17 protein-coding genes are annotated in these 17,500 nt (G+C 42.7%); 2 read left to right on the top strand and 15 right to left on the bottom strand.

What is annotated here, in order from left to right; genetic code table 11:
• Positions 1-90: 90 nt before the first annotated feature.
• Together PN457_RS17870 and PN457_RS17865 are read right to left on the bottom strand one after the other, a co-directional pair.
• On the bottom strand, positions 91-1,518 hold the full coding sequence (locus PN457_RS17870; RefSeq protein WP_271734934.1) for an FAD-binding domain-containing protein: 1,428 nt from the start codon (positions 1,516-1,518) through the stop codon (positions 91-93).
• 111 nt (positions 1,519-1,629) lie between these two features.
• Positions 1,630-2,274 (bottom strand): bifunctional 4-hydroxy-2-oxoglutarate aldolase/2-dehydro-3-deoxy-phosphogluconate aldolase, encoded by a 645-nt coding sequence (locus PN457_RS17865; RefSeq protein WP_271734933.1) that lies wholly within the window; start codon positions 2,272-2,274, stop codon positions 1,630-1,632.
• A gap of 393 nt (positions 2,275-2,667) precedes the next feature.
• Here PN457_RS17865 and PN457_RS17860 point away from each other — a divergent pair, with 393 nt between their 5' ends.
• Together PN457_RS17860 and PN457_RS17855 are read left to right on the top strand one after the other, a co-directional pair.
• Positions 2,668-2,859 (top strand): hypothetical protein, encoded by a 192-nt coding sequence (locus PN457_RS17860; RefSeq protein ID WP_271734932.1) that lies wholly within the window; start codon positions 2,668-2,670, stop codon positions 2,857-2,859.
• 167 nt (positions 2,860-3,026) lie between these two features.
• Complete coding sequence (locus PN457_RS17855; RefSeq protein ID WP_271734931.1) at positions 3,027-3,506, top strand: Hsp20/alpha crystallin family protein; 480 nt, start codon at positions 3,027-3,029, stop codon at positions 3,504-3,506.
• 95 nt (positions 3,507-3,601) lie between these two features.
• Here PN457_RS17855 and PN457_RS17850 read toward each other — a convergent pair whose 3' ends face one another.
• From PN457_RS17850 to PN457_RS17790, 13 genes are all read right to left on the bottom strand, one after another.
• Positions 3,602-5,578 (bottom strand): polysaccharide biosynthesis protein, encoded by a 1,977-nt coding sequence (locus PN457_RS17850; RefSeq protein ID WP_271734930.1) that lies wholly within the window; start codon positions 5,576-5,578, stop codon positions 3,602-3,604.
• Positions 5,579-5,727: 149 nt separating this feature from the next.
• Positions 5,728-6,324, bottom strand: coding sequence for a YdcF family protein (locus tag PN457_RS17845; RefSeq protein WP_271734929.1), 597 nt, complete (start codon positions 6,322-6,324; stop codon positions 5,728-5,730).
• A gap of 135 nt (positions 6,325-6,459) precedes the next feature.
• Positions 6,460-6,603 (bottom strand): hypothetical protein, encoded by a 144-nt coding sequence (locus PN457_RS17840; RefSeq protein ID WP_271734928.1) that lies wholly within the window; start codon positions 6,601-6,603, stop codon positions 6,460-6,462.
• The gene (locus PN457_RS17835; RefSeq protein ID WP_271734927.1) at positions 6,581-7,648 is read right to left on the bottom strand and encodes a DUF2887 domain-containing protein; all 1,068 of its coding nucleotides are present in this window, start codon (positions 7,646-7,648) and stop codon (positions 6,581-6,583) included. The genes PN457_RS17840 and PN457_RS17835 overlap by 23 nt, the downstream gene beginning before the upstream one ends.
• Before the next feature lie 91 nt (positions 7,649-7,739).
• Complete coding sequence (locus PN457_RS17830; protein ID WP_271734926.1) at positions 7,740-8,729, bottom strand: MraY family glycosyltransferase; 990 nt, start codon at positions 8,727-8,729, stop codon at positions 7,740-7,742.
• Positions 8,730-9,046: 317 nt separating this feature from the next.
• Positions 9,047-9,937, bottom strand: a complete 891-nt coding sequence (locus PN457_RS17825) for an NAD-dependent epimerase/dehydratase family protein (protein WP_271734925.1) — start codon at positions 9,935-9,937, stop codon at positions 9,047-9,049.
• 17 nt (positions 9,938-9,954) lie between these two features.
• The gene (locus tag PN457_RS17820) at positions 9,955-11,064 is read right to left on the bottom strand and encodes a glycosyltransferase family 4 protein (RefSeq protein WP_271734924.1); all 1,110 of its coding nucleotides are present in this window, start codon (positions 11,062-11,064) and stop codon (positions 9,955-9,957) included.
• Between the two features lie 200 nt (positions 11,065-11,264).
• Entirely contained in the window at positions 11,265-12,272 is a 1,008-nt protein-coding gene (locus tag PN457_RS17815) for an NAD-dependent epimerase (RefSeq protein WP_271734923.1), read from the bottom strand.
• Between the two features lie 407 nt (positions 12,273-12,679).
• Positions 12,680-13,108 (bottom strand): DUF29 family protein, encoded by a 429-nt coding sequence (locus tag PN457_RS17810; protein WP_271734922.1) that lies wholly within the window; start codon positions 13,106-13,108, stop codon positions 12,680-12,682.
• 83 nt (positions 13,109-13,191) lie between these two features.
• Positions 13,192-13,632, bottom strand: coding sequence for a DUF29 family protein (locus PN457_RS17805; RefSeq protein WP_271734921.1), 441 nt, complete (start codon positions 13,630-13,632; stop codon positions 13,192-13,194).
• A gap of 411 nt (positions 13,633-14,043) precedes the next feature.
• Entirely contained in the window at positions 14,044-14,856 is an 813-nt protein-coding gene (locus tag PN457_RS17800; protein WP_271734920.1) for a class I SAM-dependent methyltransferase, read from the bottom strand.
• Positions 14,857-14,930: 74 nt separating this feature from the next.
• Positions 14,931-16,124, bottom strand: coding sequence for a glycosyltransferase family 4 protein (locus tag PN457_RS17795; protein ID WP_271734919.1), 1,194 nt, complete (start codon positions 16,122-16,124; stop codon positions 14,931-14,933).
• A 119-nt stretch (positions 16,125-16,243) separates the two neighbouring features.
• Positions 16,244-17,464 carry a glycosyltransferase gene (locus PN457_RS17790; RefSeq protein WP_271734918.1) on the bottom strand — a complete coding sequence of 407 codons (1,221 nt, stop codon included), beginning with the start codon at positions 17,462-17,464 and terminating at the stop codon, positions 16,244-16,246.
• Positions 17,465-17,500 lie beyond the last annotated feature (36 nt).

Genomic DNA, 17,500 nt, shown 5'->3' with positions numbered 1-17,500 from the left:
TTCATCATTTCTTCATAGAATTAATGATTTTTGGGGGTTGATGTATAAGCTCTTACCACAACCCCCGATGTTAGGCGTGGGGATTGTCAATCAAGCCTTTTGCTGTTGATACATCTGCTTAAATACAGCTTGTTGTACTTTATGATCTACAATTGGGGCGGGATAACCACAGGCTTGTAATTCTAAAGGTGGAATTTTGCCTGTGACTAAATATTCTGAGTCTACCGACCGGAGTTCTGATACCCATTGGCGAATATATTCTCCGTCTCCATCAAATTTTTGGGCTTGACTGGCTGGGTTAAAAATTCTTAAGGGCTTGGGATCCATACCACTAGAGGCGCTCCATTGCCATCCGCCATTATTTGCAGATAAATCACCGTCGATGAGTTTCTGCATAAAGTATTTTTCTCCCCATTGGGGATTGATAATTAAATCTTTGGTTAAAAAACTGGCGACAATCATCCGACACCGGTTATGCATCCAGCCAGTTTGATTTAATTGCCGCATGGCTGCATCTACAATAGGATAGCCGGTTTTACCTTCACACCAAGCCTGAAAATGTTCTTGGTTATTCCGCCAGGGAAAGTTTTTGAAGGTGTCGCGGTAAGCACCTGAAGCTAATTCGGGGAAGTTATACATGGCGTGTTGATAAAACTCCCGCCAGGCTAATTCCTGTTGCCATGTGCGGATACTATTTTCTGCTTCTTCGCTGTGGCTATGTTCTGCAGCCTCTAAGGTGGCTTGCCACACTGTACGAATGCCAATAGCTCCAAGTTTCAAAGCCGCACTCAGTCTAGATGTGCCATCAATTCCAGGCAAGTTACGCTGTTCTTGGTATTTTGTGATATGATAATTAGTAAATTGCTCTAACTGTGCCTGTGCGGGGGCTTCTCCTGGTTGAATAATTAATTCTTGCTCCCAAATATATCCTAGGTCTTGGGCTGAGGGCAATTCAATTACCCCTACTTGTTTGGCAGTTTCTGCCTCAGTCTCTGTTAATCCTAGGGCATTTTCTAGGGTTGCTACTGGCTGCGCCTTGGGTCTGCTGCTCCAATTTCTCCAAAAAGGAGTATAAACAGTGTAAGGAGTTTTCGCACCTGTACGAATCTCTTCCGGTGGGTGCAGCAATTGGTCCCAAGTTTGCTGACATTCAATACCTTGTTGTTTGAGCGCAGACATCACCTCCCGATCCCTGGTTTGGGAATAAGGCTCTACGTCTGAGTTCCAAAATACGGCTTTGGCTTTTAAGGCCACTGCTAAGGCTGGTATGGCCCGGATGGGGTTGTTATGAATTATTAATAATTGGCTACCTACTTGAGTATATCTTTGTTGCAGTGCTTGTAAACAGCCAATCATGTATGTTACTCTGGCGGGGGCAATATCGTCTCGTTCCAGAATCTGGGGGTCAAGGCAAAATACCCCTACTATTTTGGCGCTCCGCTCCCTAGCCGCAGCTAGTCCTGTATTATCGGAAATACGTAAATCACGACGATGCCAAAACAAAATTAACTCAGACATTGCACACCAATAATACAGCAACGGACGGGTAATTGAACAACTAGAACAACTATTATATAGTTGGCATTTGACTTGTGATTTTTTCTGTGCTAGAATGCTAACATTAAGGTATTATAGGGTACGATTATTCAATCGCTCCATGAGTTGATGGGCGTGGCAGGCGATCGCCTGCCAATTGCCAGATTTTACCAGTGATGATGGGAATAATTGACCGCTCAAGCCCACAGCGATCGCCCCGGCTTGGATAAAATCCTCTGCATTGTCGGGGGTGACTCCCCCAGTGGGAATTAAGGGAATATGACCGAGTGGACCTTGTAAACTTTTAATGTAGTTGACCCCGCCCACAGCTTGCACGGGAAACACCTTGACACAGCTAGCTCCGTGACTCCAAGCGGTGACTATTTCTGTGGGGGTCAAAGCACCAGGAATAATGGGGACATTTTTGGCTAGTGCGGCTTGAATCATCGCCACATCAACATGGGGAGTAAAGAGAAATTGCGCCCCACAGGCGATCGCCTCTTGCAGTTGCTGGACATTGAACAGGGTACCAGTACCAATTACACAGTTTGGTAATTCTGCCCGTAATTGACTAATTAATTCCCCGGGGCGATGGCTATTCCAGGTAATTTCAATTAACTGCATTCCCCCAGAGGCGACCGCCATAGCCATTTTGGCAGCTAATTGCATATCTGAGGCGCGGATAACGGCGATCGCCCGGTGTTTTTGCAGATGTGATAACCAAACTTGATCAGACATGGATGTGATTTTACAACTGATTCCTAACTAGGGTTGGGAACAGGGAATAGGGAACGGGGAACACACCGAACAGTTTCAGCTATCTGTCATCCCCAAATTTTCTGATTTATTTAACCCAAAATGTACACTTTTGATAGGAAACCCTTCAAAAACCCTGAACCTATTTTCTTGTTTAGCCTCCTCAAAGCTTTGATTTATGGTTTTACATTTATTCACCAGAGCAACTAAATAACTCCTCCCACACAGAGAACTATATATCTAGTATCATCCACCCTGAGCCAGATGGAATCAGCAGTCAAGACTTTTAAGCTTAACTTAGTTACAGCCTAAATCTACCAGGTGTAAAACCCTATCCCTGGGGTTGTGAGCCAGAATTTTCAAAGATTAATTCCTATGCTTGATGCAACTATCACCAACATAGTCGATGGGGTGCGTGGGTACGCCCACCCCTTAACCGACGCTGCGCAAGACTACGACCCATTGCTGAACTTAATTGGCGAAGCCTCCTACTGTACCCATGAATTTTACCAGCAACGGGCAGAAATTACCAAGCGACTCATTCAAGAACAGGGATTTACAGCTTGATGATACCAAGGGGGTTCAACCTCTAGACCGCGTTCCTACCTGGGAAATGGGAGACGCACCCGAAACTTTTCCCTCTGGTCTTTAGAAAACCGGTTTTTACCCTGTGCTCACATCCCCAATCTTTGCTGTGACTCACTCACTCATGTAATTAATTGGAGCTAAAAATTATGGTATTAAGTCGCTGGGAACCTTTTAGAGAAATAGAAACCATGCAACGCCAGATGAATCGTCTCCTTGATCAAATTGCCGGACCGAGTGAAACTGGGGATATCCTGAGCGATCGCTTAACATTTGTACCCCCAGCAGAAATTGACGAAACCCCGGAGCAAGTCACCCTGCGGATGGAAATTCCCGGGATTTCACCCCAGGACTTAGATGTTAAAGTCGCCGCAGATACAGTTTCCGTCACGGGTGAGCGTAAATCTGAAATCAAAGAAGAAAAAACAGGGATGCGTCGTTCAGAATTTCGCTATGGCAGATTTCAAAGGATAATACCCCTACCATCTCGCATTCAGAACGATCAAGTACAAGCAGATTTTAGAAATGGTGTTTTATGTCTCACTATGCCTAAAGCCGAAGAAGAAAAGAGAAGAGTAGTTACCATTAGCTTACCAGGACAAGACCAGAAGGAGCTAACCGGCAGTTAACTCTCCATTTTTTTTGTGAACCAAGGGGCGATGCTCCCTCAACAGCAGTATTAAATTAATCTATCGCCCCCTTACCTATCAAACCATGCAGAAACCTACGCAGATTTACTCATTAGTTGCGATGATAACTGTGGAGGGCAATATTCAGGAACCAGCACTTTCAGCAGAGATAAGAGAGTATCTCTGTCTTCTGTTTGGGCTGCTAAGAATAGCTGATGCAGATATGGCTCTAGCTTTGTCCAAGGTATCATTGCTTCCTGGGCGGCATAAATTTTTGGATGTATAGTTCTTTGAACATTGTCTTCTTGAATCAACAGCTCTTCATAGAGCTTTTCCCCTGGACGCAACCCTGTGATCTTAATCTCAATGTCCTTCCCTAAAACTAGACCACTGAGTTTCACCATTTGCACCGCCAGATCGTAAATTTTCACCGGTTCCCCCATATCCAAGAGGAAAACCTCCCCCCCATCCCCCAGAGCGCCCGCTTGAATGACCAGGCGAGCTGCTTCGGGAATGGACATAAAATAGCGAGTAATTTCGGGATGGGTAATAGTAATCGGTTGTCGCTGCAAAATTTGCCGCTGAAATCGGGGTACGACTGAACCAGTACTATTTAAGACATTACCAAACCGCACCATAATCAAACGAGTGTAAGTGTCCGGCTGTTTTGATAAAGCTTGCAAAATCAACTCAGCCACTCGTTTGGTTGTTCCCATCACACTGGTGGGACGTACAGCCTTATCGGTAGAAATTAAAACAAAAGTCTCAACTTTACACTCATTGGCCGTGCGGGTAGCTACTAGTGTACCGTAAATGTTGTTAATCACTCCTTGGGCTGGGTTCATTTCCACTAAAGGAACGTGTTTGTAAGCCGCAGCATGATATAAAGTATCAACATCATATTCTGTAATTACCTGTTTGAGACGTTCGGCATCAGTTACTGAGCCTAGACAAGCAGAACAACATAAATTAGGGTAGGTTTCTCGTAACTCTATCTCAATGCTGTATAGTGCAAATTCATTTAATTCATATAGAACCAGGTGGCGGGGTTGTTGTTGAGCAATTTGGCGACAGAGTTCTGAGCCAATAGAACCACCCGCACCCGTGACTAAAACAGATTTATTTGTGATGTTGACTCGCAGTAAGTTGGGATCTGGTAGAACTTCCTCACGTCCTAAAATATCGCCTATATTAATTTGACGTACCTGATCGATGGAGACTTTACCAGATATGATTTCTGCTAGGGTGGGTACCGTTTTGACTTCTAAATCTAGAGCTTTGAGTTCCGCAACAATTTTTTGCTTTCTTTTGGGGGTAGCTGATGGAATTGCTAAGAGTACTAGCTGCACCTGGTACTTGTTAATTAGATATTCCAACTTATCAGGGCTATAAACCTGAATGCCATTAATCGCATGTTTCCATAGTTGTGAATTGTCGTCCACAAAGGCTATAATCTCAAAGTTGTTATCCTGAGCAAGTGCTTGGGATAGTTGAAATCCAGCTTGTCCGGCTCCATAGATAATTACTGGTTCCAGGAGTTGCTTGCTATCTGCTACACTACCATTGGGTTGAGAGTGCTGTTTTAATCTCAGGGGGGAACTCAAACCATATAACAGCCATCGGGCTATGAGTCTGACTGTGACTATTAAAATTAGTGTGATTAAAGTATCTAATATCTGAACAGAGATGGGGAGGAAATTGACCCGGAAAATCAAATCCAGGATGATCAATCCTCCTTGTCCCAGGATAACTGATTTGAATGCTGTGTATAAAAAGGCAAATTCACTGTACTTGAGGACATTTTTGTACATTCCCAGTAGGGAAAATAACAGGATTTTTCCGGGAATCAGCAGAATAATCAAAGCGAGATGTTTACCCAGCATATCCAAAGGAAATAAACTCTGGGAATTTATGCAAAATGCAATATAAATTGCCAATAAAAATAGTAGAGAGTCAGTTAAATAGAGAATCAGATGCTTTTTGGTTCTTGAGGAAGTCTTGAGAAAATGGGCAATATTTTTGATAAAAACAGTTTTTTTCAAAACACTAAGCAGAAAATATGTTATTCGCATAATTATGTATGTGAAAGTGTGATCAAACAGTTTGGAAATTAAATTTGGTATAAATTAAGTATTAATAATCAAATCCCCGACTTCTCGTAACACTTGTACATTACCAGGAGTCGGGGATATTTGGGGGATATATTAGTAAATTTACACAGTTATGATCTGCTATTCCCTCTCGCCGATTGCAAGCGGGGATTGTAACTGGCTCCGGTGCGCCCGGTAACTAACCACAGCACTGAGCGCCCTATGTCCCTAGCGATACGGGGGCGAGCTTCTCGCCGAGAGCTTTGGGAGGGGACGGGGACGGGAGTAAAGGCGATTCCCTGACTACCAAAAACGATAGTGGCGATCGCCTGGGAGCGGGGCATATGGTAGTCTGAGGTGACGAGATAGACGTGGCGAATATTATTTTGTTGCAAAGGTGCAACCATGGTGGTAAAATTAGTAACTGTATCTGTGGCGCGGTTGTCGTACTGGATGCGATCGCCTCCCTGTAGCCCTTGGTTGTCAAGTCCGCCTAAGATGCTGCGGATTTCCGGGTCGCCCACGGAGACCCAGATGGGAAGGTCAGGGAATTCTTGAGCCATTTCTCGGGTGAATTTGGCTCTGCTGCTGTCCCCACTGAGCATCAAGATGGCTTGGGGCTGGGGGTTTTGTTGAAGTGCTATGGCTAGACGCAGGGGGATAGCGGTGGCTATGGTGAACATTCCCAAGCAACCAGCTAGGGTAAATAGGCGCAGAGGTTTGAGCATAATCCATGGATGAGATTTCAGCTATATGCCTATGTTAGAGGCAAATTTTTCATCTGAGATAATTTTCCCCAGATATCCGTTTATCTCACCTTGACCTGAGATTCTAGCCACCGGTTAAATGTGGTTAGGGTAGTTTTAATTTTTGGTAAAATTACTTCTATATCGCACCCGTGGTAGTGTTAAAGGCGATCGCACTAGCACCAACCAGTATAGGTAGGCGATCGCACCAGCACCAGTGTATTTAACAGTAATATTCCTATTTTTCCTGATGTGTACCATTTAACCAAGCTTCTAGGTCAGCAATGGCAGTAAAGTCTAGGAGGGCTTCCCCTAGGGACTCCAGTTGATTCAGGTCTAAGGAACGGATTTGAGCTTCTTGGTTGGGTGAAAATACTCCACAGCGACGCTTCAACAGACGGATAATTAGCTGGGCTTCACCCTCCTGTCTACCTTCGGCTTTACCTTCGGCTTTACCTTCGGCTTTACCTTCCTTAGCTCCTAGTTGAAACACATCCCGATAGAATCTTGTCTGGGTAATATCTGCTGTTTTCAGGTCTAACATCTTCAATATTTCCTCTGGACTGATTTGGGGGAATTTGCTTACTAGTATAGCCTCTATCAAGTCTAGTCTTTGTGTGAATTGTGTTTTGTTCTCTACATTTTGCAGTAGTTTTTGGGCTGCTTCACCTACCCGGTTTTGAGGGAGAACGATTAACTGTAATATTCCCAGGTTAGGACTTAGGTCTGTTTCTGACAGCAAGTCTTCCAGGTAAAGTCTCTGTACTTTTTTCTCTAAATCTCCATAAGGTATTTCTGACCCCAGTTCATGACCACGGGATTTGAGGATGATTAGTCCCCGCCATGGTCTGCTGATGTTGTATTCTTTCAAGTATGAGTGGACTGAGGCAAAGTAGCGCCCATAAAAACCTTTATCTGGTTCCATTTGCGCTTCCACAAATACTATGGGTAGGTTGAGGTCGTCCCCTATGGGAGTTAAAACCCCATCGTAGCGAAATTCCTCTGCCTTAATCACTGGGGCGGAGTAGTCAAACTCACAGTCTGGAGGAATTCCCGGTATCAGTTCAGCCAGTAGGCTCTTTTGAGTTAGGAATATACGGTAAAATAGCTTGTCTGTTTTCATCACTCTGGGTAGGTTGATGTCCTCCCCTATGGGAGTTAATACCCCATCGTGGCGAAATTCCTCTACCTTAATCACAGGGTCGGAGTATTCAAACTCACAGTCTGGAGGGATTCCTGGTATCAGTTCGGCAAGGATACCTGGTTGAGTTAGGAATATGCGGTAAAATAGCTTATCTGTTTTCATCTTTTTTCAGAGCAGCGATCGCCCCCAGGGTAGTGTTAAAGGCGATCGCCTATTATTTCACCCTATATCAATTGCAGAATAAACAACCGCTTCACATATCATCTTTTACATCTTTTGTCAATACCTTCTCACGAGAATCTGTAGTAAGTTGCTTTAAATACATTTCCAGAAAGGCGATCGCGGCTATTGTTATGAGTAAGTTTATCCAGGCTCCAACACTAGCGAACAGATAAATGTTCAGGCCTATGGCACTGGTAAATATCATATAGCTAATGGCGACCTGGGAGTGATTCCATCCGGCTTGGTGTAAACGTTGATATAGGTGAGTGCGATGGGCTTTAAAAATATTTTCCCGGCGCTTTAACCTGCAAATTAAGGTATAAATAGCGTCTCCAGCAATAGGTAAGGTGATGGTTAAGGCTGACCATGCTTGCACAACAGAGCCATCATGGGAATAATTGAATAGGGCTATGGCTACTGTAGCCCCTAAGACAGTACTCCCTACATCTCCCATAAATATCTTGGCGGGGGACCAGTTCCAGTACAAAAATCCCGCTAGAGCAGCTATCAGCAGCACCCACAGAGGTTGATTTCCCATCAGTGCTATCAAACTCAGTTGAATCATGGTTACCCCCGCTACTAGACCATCTAAACCATCCATGAAGTTGTAGAAGTTAATCAGGGCGGTCATACCCACGAGGGTGAGAAGGATAGCGACTGTAATACCAACCGGACCGAGGTTGGTTAACCAGGGTTGAGGAAAGATCCCAAAGAAAGATATGGCAATACTGGCTGCAACTATCTGTACTAAGTATCTCAGCCTAGCTGGAATTTGCCAACGGTCATCCAGTAAGCCAACCACTGTCAGAGGTAGGAGTACTAACCAGATATGGCTAACGTTGATCTGGGCTGTACTGAGAGTATTGGGGGTAAATAGCCAGGAAAAGCACCAACTGACAATGAAAAAGGAGGCTACAAAACCCAGTCCGCCCCCTCTGGGGGTAGGTTGAGTGTGGGAACTGCGCTCATTGGGAATATCTATGAGATGGGCGCTAAGTTGATTTTTGATCAGATAGACCAACAGACAACTAAGCAGGAAGCTCAGGGGAATGAATATGAGGTAAATCACTTGGTATGAAATTGGTATTAGATTTTAGATGTCTAAGTTAAAGCAAGTAGATGCATGGGGTGTAATTTATAAATCTTTGTATAAAATTAATGGTTAATATTTGCTAGTATAATCTGTAATTGCAACTAGTCAGATCCCCGACTTCTGCTGATAATCTTCTCATGCGATCACAAGTGCTGATAGAAGTCAAGGATCTTTTACAGAGGCGTTGGGCTTTTGCCTAGGAGGGATGCTGTAAATTCCAGTTGTCCAAACACCAGGTAATGAGTTTAAATAATCCCTTGTGCCCGCATCAGGGCGATTTCTTCTCTCAGACCTGTTTCTAATGAGCGGGGCGTAAAACCAAAGTCTCGTGTAGCTGCTGCGTAAGGATAGGCTTTATCTTCTTGGAGTCGCAGAATTTGTTCCCGTCTCACCGGGGAACGTCTACCCAGGGTTTTCTCTAGGAGAGTAGCTAAAGTAATACCCATGCTAAAAGGTAGAGAAAGCTGATATACAGGTTTACCCATGAGTTTGCTTAGGAGTTTGAGCAGGTCTCGAAAGGTGAGAATGGTTTCCCCAGAGAGGTCGTAGGCTCCCTGGATATGTGGGGATTGCCAAACATCGAGGAGAGCTTGGGCTAAGTCCTCAGTATGGACTGGTTGTAGGAGATTATTGCCCTTACCGAAGACAGGAAAGAATTGATACCGATGGCAAAACTTGATCAGCTTGTGTAGGTTTTTGTCTTTGGGAGAACCATAAATCATGGTTGGGCGTAGCAAGCAATAAGACCCACCATACTGGGATAGAACTTGTTCTGCTTGTTTATACTCAGCTGAATATTGGTTGTATTGAGAGTAAACCCCTGTTGTACCAATGATGATTAATCGCGGAGTTTGCTGGAATTTATTCAAGCTATCGAGGAGGGTAGGAATCTGGCGCAGTTGGACTAAATGAATAATGGTTGTAAAAGCTGCTTGGGATAGAACTGTGTCCCATGTATTGGGGTTAGCGCTGTCGCCTTGGTGATAGGTAAGTTTGAGATTTAGGGAGTTTATGAGATCGCGGTTACTGCTAGGACGAACTAAGCAACTGATTTCCGAGCCAGGATGAAGGGTGGCAATTTTTTGCAGGAGTAGTCCACCGGTGAGTCCTGTGGCTCCTGTTAATAATGTTTTCATAATATAAGATAAGTTATTTATCCCTGAGATTTAGATTTGAGTAATACGTTTTCATAGGTCTGGTAAGTTTGAGTAAACATATGATCAAAGGTAAATTCCTGTTCATATCTTTGTCGGGCTGCGGTTCCCATTTTGTAACGTAATTCCGCATTTTTTATTAGTTGCTTGAGTCGGTCTTCCAAGGTGTGCACATCACCGCGAGGGATGGTGAAACCAGAAACTCCTTCATCAATAGCTTCTGCTGCTCCACCAACATCGGAAGCAATCACTGGTAGTCCCGCCCGCATGGCTTCAATAATAGTTAGGGGAAAGCCTTCCCAATGGGAGATTAGGGCAAATATTTGGGCTTGAGCTAAGACTTGAGCAATATCTTGGCGGAAGCCCAGAAAGTTTACTGTTTGGGAAAGACCTAATTTAACAGCGAGGTTTTTGATATTATCTAGTCCAGGTCCATCTCCCACCAAGTTGAGTTGAGCACCGGATACTCTTTGAAAGGCTTGGAGCAAGGTGTAGTGATCTTTTTGTTTATCAAACCGGGCTACCATGACAATTTTCACTGGCTCACTATCAGCGGGGTTCGACCTCAGGGATGGGGAAATATCTGGCATACCATTGTGAATGGTTTTAAGTCGCTTGGGGTTCATACCGGTTTTTAACCCGATATATCGGTCGTGGTCAGACACACAGATAATTTGATTGGACAATGGTTCTGCCAATCGCTCAATGATTTGATAAATTTTGCGGGTAGGTTGAGGAACACCTTCAGTAAAAGCCCAACCGTGGGCTGTGAACAAGCAAGGAGTTTTGGTTATTTTCCCGGCTAAACGCCCCAAAATTCCTGCTTTACTGGAATGGCTGCTAATAATATCGGGGCGGAATTGTTTAATAGTTTGGAGGAAAAACCGCAGGGTCTGCCAGTCTTGAAAGGGCTTAATCTGTTTGTGAAATGTTGTACAAGCACGAAAGTCTATATTGTTGGTGTATAGGTCGTCCGTGTAAAGTCCCGGCATTCCAGTAATAACTAGGACTTGATGTCCATCAGCTTGTAAGGCCTTACTCAAGTCACGCACATGAACTTGTACACCCCCAACTGTATCTGCGCGGGTGATTATATATAAGATTCTCATTATTAAGGTTGGTAAGTAGTATTCAGTTAGGTCTTAGAAGCACTGAAAAGCCAGATATACAAAGTTCTTCATCTGATTCTGAGTTTAGATCCCCGACTTCTATCAGCACTTGTGATCAGATAACAAGATTGTGTTCAGAAGTCGGGTATCTTTGGCCTTGACCTATTAACTAAGATTGTGTTTTCAAACTTCTATTTAATTTATACCTGATAATAATTGCTATACCAATCGATAAAACGCCTGATACCCACGTCAATGGGAGTGGCGGGTTTAAACCCCACATCTGCAATTAAATCATCAACATCAGCATAGGTCATGGTTACATCTCCGGGTTGCAGAGGCAACATATTCTTTTGCGCCTTCATCCCCAAGCAGTTTTCTATAACCTCAATGAAATGTAACAACTCCACGGGATTGTTATTACCAATGTTATATATTTTATAAGGTGCTTTACTAGTCCCTGGGTCAGGTTTATCCCCCGACCAATGAGGATTACCTTGGGGAATAGTATCGATAACTCTTACCACCCCTTCGATAATATCATCAATGTAAGTAAAATCACGTTTCATTTTACCATAATTGAATACATCAATGGGTTGACCTGATAAAATGGCTTTGGTAAATAAAAAGTACGCCATGTCCGGCCTTCCCCATGGTCCATAAACGGTAAAAAAGCGTAGTCCGGTGGTGGGTAAGCCGTAGAGGTGGCTGTAAGTATGTGCCATTAGCTCGTTGGCTTTTTTACTGGCAGCATATAAACTAATCGGGTGGTCTACATTATCATGGACGGAAAAGGGTATTTTAGTGTTGGCTCCATAGACAGAACTGGAGGAGGCAAATACTAAATGTTTGACTTGGGAGTGACGACAACCTTCTAAGATGTTGGTGAATCCCAGAATATTACTGTTAATATAGGCGTGGGGATTTTGGAGAGAATACCTCACCCCAGCTTGGGCTGCGAGGTTGACAACTACATCAAATTGATGTGTTGTAAATAGGTTGTTGATTCCCTCTTGATCCGCTAAGTCCAGTTGAGTAAAGGTGAATAGCTGCTCTGATTGCAGTTGAGCGAGGCGAGCTTGTTTGAGGGAAACGTCATAGTAGTTATTCAGGTTATCGAGTCCTATAACCTCGTCACCGCGGTTTAATAGTCGCTGGCTCAGGTGGAAGCCAATAAAGCCTGCAGCACCTGTAACTAAGATTTTCATAATTTTTTTATTGGCATCCTAGGGTTTAGATGTTTAACTAAACAAATTTTGGTAACAATTCATCAATTGTTTCTAAGTGATGGAAACCACATACTCATAGTTCTTACCGGGGGTAAGTATAGGTAAAACCGATGACTAGATGAGATAAATTCTGCTATTCCACCAGTTCAACATGGAACTATTACTTTCACCCAGGGTTATTAGAACTTAATCAAGGCGATCGCTTCTCATTTATGGATGCTCATCTGATATTCAAGCTAGTGGACAGGTAAGCGATCGCCCTCTGACATTTCTTAGTAACGTACTTGTGCGATCGCCTTCCATTGTACAAATAAATTTTAACACTCAGTATATTTGTATTTACATCATGGCACTTAGTTTACATTACAACCGGTTCACAATCACCATTACTTTTCAGCTAAAATCAGAGCTAATCCCAGATCAATAATTTCCTGGCGATCAACCATCTTCTCTAATGTTTCTATATCGTAAATCCCCTCTGCTACTTCCAAGGATGCAGCATTGAGGGCTTGTTCGTAACTGTCTTCTAGACACAGGCGCAGTTCTGGAGGTTGGAGATAATACCCTCCTGCTTTGCGCCGTTTATTTTTCCTTTGAATCTCCAGAGCCGAGTTACGAATAGAAACATCCCAAGAACGTGTAGTCCTATTTTCAGCCTGTTGTTTAATCAGATGCAGGAGCAGAATTTTCCCATGACTACAAATATTATTGATTTTGTCGTCTCTGCTCATTTCTTCCAAGTCTTCCACAATGGCTAGCGCCCCAGAAATATCACCTTGAAGCAACAAGCCTTTTAATTCTAAGAGTTCTTCCATAGGTTAGGGTCATCTAGCTCATCTACTGTATATCTCTCAATTAGTTTATACTTCGGTATTATAGCGTAGTTGGTGAAAACTATTCAGGTGTTGCTGTTGGCTGTGGGGTCAATCAAAGCCAGGGCGTGATTGATAATTTCCTGTTGATTCACCAGGTTTTCTAACTCTTCGGTTTCGTAACGTCCCCCTTCTACTTCCAGAGAGGCTTGATCAATAGCCATGGGGTAAGCAACCTCTAGGATTTGAAGTAAATCTTCTGGGTTTAAATAATGTCCCCCTGCTTTGCGCCGCTTATTTTTTTCCCTAATTTCTCTGACACTATTGCGAATAGAAACATCCCAGGAGCGCGTGGTACGCTTTTCTGCCTGTCGCTTAATTAAGTGCAGTAGCAGTATAACTGTGTAACTACGAATATTGTTGATTTTGTCATCCCGACTCATTTCTTCTAAGTCTTCAACAATGGCTAGCGCCCCAGAAATATCACCTTGAAGCAACAAACCTTTTAATTCTAGGAGTTCTTCCATAGCTGAGGATGATTTAACTTAGCTCTTTTTCTAGTCAGATTTTAGCACTTTAAAATTGATTCCTATTGAGAGAGGTGTTTAACTGCTTCTTCTTTTTCAGTCTCAAAGGAGCGATCGCCTCTATTATATTATCCTAGGAATAAAACCCCTATCAATCCCTCAGATGGTAAAAATCTCAACTATGGTCAGGGGAATCGCTCTCTACTTCTTTGGTGGTGTCAATTGCTGCTTTGAGATTATTGATGCTATATTGCGGTTGATATCAAAGCCTACTATATCTGTGGGGCTAAAGCTACAGGAAGACTAATATAGCACCAAGTACGCAAATGCAATCATTTTATTTTTTGATCAAATCACTAGATTTATTATTTTTGTAGCTTTTGAATTACTTATGTTTACATGAGTTGAGTACTACTTTTTTCGCAAGACGATATTGTAATGAGTAAAAGCGATTGCAAACCATGGTGGAACCAATTTTTCTAGCCATGCATAACCTTCAGCACCAGGTAAATCTGGCAAAATCCTGAAGTATCTTTTTGAAACTACCTCAAACCCATTATTTTTGAACAGTCTAGCCAGAATACCAGGCGTAGTAATGCGCTCGTTGCCATACACATGCTCTATGCCATGGTTATCAGTAAAACGTTTTATGGTCTTAAAACCTCGCTGACGGAACAGGGATAATTGAATTAGTGGATTCCAACCATTCCCCTCTGAAATGATTATGTATCCTCCAGGCTTTAATATATCAAAACAGATAGCCGGTAGGTTTTCTCGCGGTTCAATATGATGAAATGCCTGTTCCATCCATATTACATCAATGGTATTTGACCCAACATTCAAGTCAAAAATATTAGCAAATTTAAAATCTGCATCAATTTCAAATTTCACATTATCTCTAAGAATACGTAAACGTTCTCTAGCAACATTTAAACGTGGTTCACTTAAGTCAATACCTAATACTGAAGCACCTTTTATAGCAAACCATAATGACTCTGTACCACAGCCACAGCCGACCTCCAATATCCTCGGTCTTCCTTTGAAACTTGATAAAGTATCTTCTATTTCTTTGACTTGATTTCCATAATGTTTAGCAATATATTTGCCGAAATTACGCTTGTAGGAGTAATAATATTTGTCAAATATACGTTGGTTGTCATCTGAAAGTTTTTCAGATAACAACCACCACTCCATAAATTTTGTAATATTTGTTGTATTAATCATGATGCCAAGCAACCTAATAATTAGAGTTCATTGAATATCTAACCTCAAAGCAATAATAACCTAAACATTATCGTTCATTTACTAACCTTTAGTTTTAAAGTGTAAAGTTCTTGATACAGTGACTCATAAAGCCTCACCACATGATTAATTTCAAAGTTTTCCTGAATCCGATGGCGAGCATGTTCCCCCAGGGTGAGACGCTGGGAACTTGGGAGACTGAGTAAGGAGTCGAGAGCCTCAGCTAAACTGATCATGTCATTAGGATCAACAACTTTACCTGTCTCCCCAACAATATAGCCTGAGTCCCCCACATCGGTGACAACACAAGGAACACCACACCCCATGGCTTCACCCAAAACATTGGGAAAGCCTTCGCCATAGGAAGAAGGGGAAACTAAAACATCCAGGGAAGCCATGAGCCGGGGAATATCTTGACGCAGACCTAACAAATGGGTGACGTGGCTGACTTGAGCCTTGTCGATGGCTTGCATCAGTACAGAATTATCAGTATCAATACCACTTCCCGCCAGCAAGAAATGGGCATCTGGTCTTTTTTGATGTAGATAGCCAGCAGCTGCAAAAAAGCCTGTATGATTCTTCTGGGGGTCAAAGCGAGCAATCACACCCACCAAAGGTGTATCGGCTGCAATTCCTAACTCTTGTCGTACAGATTCACGCAAGTTTGGGTTGGGCTGAAATCTTTCTAGATCAAAACCGTTCGGTGTGACTATGAATTTATCTGGAGCATAACCAAGTGATGTATGAATATCCTTCGCTATAGCAGAACAGCACTGAATGCGATGGGGAATAATTGGGGATAGTCGCGCACATAATCCTGCAACCAATCGAGTAGTGGCTTTATTCTTTTCTTTGGATAGGTCACTATGGCGAATATTCCAAATTACCTTTGACACTCCAGCCATAGGAGCGGCCAATCCCCCCAGTAAGTCAGCATGATACATCCAGGTATGAACTATATCAGGTTGACTGTGTTTTAATAACTTGACTAGCTTGAGTAAAGCCAAGGGATTGGGAATTGTGCGACTCATACCCAAGGCTGTGACGGGAATACCTAGGGCTTGAATGCGTTTACCGATCGCACCAATATCAGTTAGGGATATGACTTGAGGGGTAAATTCTGGTGATAACCGCTCTAGAAGTTTGAGCAGCATCATTTCTGCTCCGCCAGTGTTAAGTCCGGTGATGATAAGAGTAAGTTTAATCACATGGGTACGATTGAGTAGTGGGATATCAAGCCTATTAGCCATATTGTAATAATTTGTCACCGCTAAAATAGCTAATACCAGCAATCTATAGGATAAAAGGATGGGGTTACCCACCAATCCCGGTAGACTGACTTGCCGATCTAAACCCAGACTTTCGACTCTTATCTGAATTTAGTGATAAATTCAGATAATTTGGTCATATGGTGATGGTAATCAAATACTTCACGACCTCGCCTTTGACCTGCAATCCCAATCTGTAATGCACGCTCCGGATATTGCCATAATCTTATAATTCCATAGGCTAAAGCATTTGATGTGTCTGCTGATACAATCTCTGCATGGATTCCGGCATCCAAATATCGGGGAACATCTGGAACATTGGTAGTTAACACTGGACGCCCTGTTGAAAGAAACTCAGGTAGTCTAGTGGGAAATGCAGCGTTGACAGTTTGGCAATCAGGACGAGGTAACACTAAGCAATTGGCAGAACAAAGTGTAGAAAGGTAATTTTCATCACTTACTCTCCCCAAGAAACGTACACGAAAACGTAAAATTTCATCTTGTTCGCAAATCTGGCGTTGTTTTGCCGCAGGTCCTGATAAACCATCTGTGCCCAAAACGTCTAAACGAATAGGACACCCTTTGGAAAAGGCTATTTTGACTGCATCTAATAAGTTTTCAAATCCATCACCAAGTTTACAAGTACCTGCATAAAGTACAACAAACTGTTTATCTTTAATTTCTGTATCTGGGGGTTTTAGTTGCTGACTGAGAGAATAATCAAAAATACTAGGAAGAATCAAGCAAGGAATTTGGTGACGAATGTACTTTTCTGAAATATAATGGGTGATGGAAATTACACCTTGAGAACCCAAAAGCGGTAAATAACGTCCTAACCAATCGTCATAAAACATAGGATTAATCAGCCCGCCTTTAAATTGGCTAGGGGGGAACCACTCCACCATATCGTAAAATAGTGGAACACCATAAAAACGTGCCAGCATGACCACAGGCAAATAAGATATTACACTTCTGCCATAAATCATGATGCTGTCAACTTGGGCAGTGTGTATTAATTTATAAACCCTGACCCAGCTTTTGTAAATAGCTTGCAAGTATTTCCAAATGCGTTGGATAAGCGATAATTTTCTACCATCATTCTCGTAACAGTTTTCAGTTTCGTATTTGATATTTTGCCAAGATAGTTCCCCGGTATCTGTGTGGTCTTCATTCCGCAAAGGTATACGCGCAGTTGTTACAACAAACACTTCAAAACCATTTTCGTTCAATCCCTTAGCCAAAGTCCTTATTCTTGATGCTGCAGCACTTCCAAATGGGAACTTAAACCAACCAATAATTAATATTTTATGATTTTTCTGCATAGAAGAACGAAATTTATTTGTAATAATTGAGGACTA

The organism is Anabaenopsis arnoldii (assembly GCF_028331025.1).
Taxonomy (GTDB): domain Bacteria; phylum Cyanobacteriota; class Cyanobacteriia; order Cyanobacteriales; family Nostocaceae; genus Anabaenopsis; species Anabaenopsis arnoldii.
The sequence above is the reverse complement of the archived record's forward strand: the minus strand, read 5'-3'. Positions and strand labels throughout refer to the sequence as shown.

Coding starts and splice junctions, on each gene's coding strand:
- PN457_RS17870 (WP_271734934.1), bottom strand. CDS start 1,518: ATGTCTGAGTTAATTTTGTTTTGGCATCGTCGTGATTTACGTATTTCC.
- PN457_RS17865 (WP_271734933.1), bottom strand. CDS start 2,274: ATGTCTGATCAAGTTTGGTTATCACATCTGCAAAAACACCGGGCGATC.
- PN457_RS17860 (WP_271734932.1), top strand. CDS start 2,668: ATGCTTGATGCAACTATCACCAACATAGTCGATGGGGTGCGTGGGTAC.
- PN457_RS17855 (WP_271734931.1), top strand. CDS start 3,027: ATGGTATTAAGTCGCTGGGAACCTTTTAGAGAAATAGAAACCATGCAA.
- PN457_RS17850 (WP_271734930.1), bottom strand. CDS start 5,578: ATGCGAATAACATATTTTCTGCTTAGTGTTTTGAAAAAAACTGTTTTT.
- PN457_RS17845 (WP_271734929.1), bottom strand. CDS start 6,324: ATGCTCAAACCTCTGCGCCTATTTACCCTAGCTGGTTGCTTGGGAATG.
- PN457_RS17840 (WP_271734928.1), bottom strand. CDS start 6,603: ATGGTACACATCAGGAAAAATAGGAATATTACTGTTAAATACACTGGT.
- PN457_RS17835 (WP_271734927.1), bottom strand. CDS start 7,648: ATGAAAACAGATAAGCTATTTTACCGCATATTCCTAACTCAACCAGGT.
- PN457_RS17825 (WP_271734925.1), bottom strand. CDS start 9,937: ATGAAAACATTATTAACAGGAGCCACAGGACTCACCGGTGGACTACTC.
- PN457_RS17820 (WP_271734924.1), bottom strand. CDS start 11,064: ATGAGAATCTTATATATAATCACCCGCGCAGATACAGTTGGGGGTGTA.
- PN457_RS17815 (WP_271734923.1), bottom strand. CDS start 12,272: ATGAAAATCTTAGTTACAGGTGCTGCAGGCTTTATTGGCTTCCACCTG.
- PN457_RS17810 (WP_271734922.1), bottom strand. CDS start 13,108: ATGGAAGAACTCTTAGAATTAAAAGGCTTGTTGCTTCAAGGTGATATT.
- PN457_RS17805 (WP_271734921.1), bottom strand. CDS start 13,632: ATGGAAGAACTCCTAGAATTAAAAGGTTTGTTGCTTCAAGGTGATATT.
- PN457_RS17800 (WP_271734920.1), bottom strand. CDS start 14,856: ATGATTAATACAACAAATATTACAAAATTTATGGAGTGGTGGTTGTTA.
- PN457_RS17795 (WP_271734919.1), bottom strand. CDS start 16,124: ATGGCTAATAGGCTTGATATCCCACTACTCAATCGTACCCATGTGATT.
- PN457_RS17790 (WP_271734918.1), bottom strand. CDS start 17,464: ATGCAGAAAAATCATAAAATATTAATTATTGGTTGGTTTAAGTTCCCA.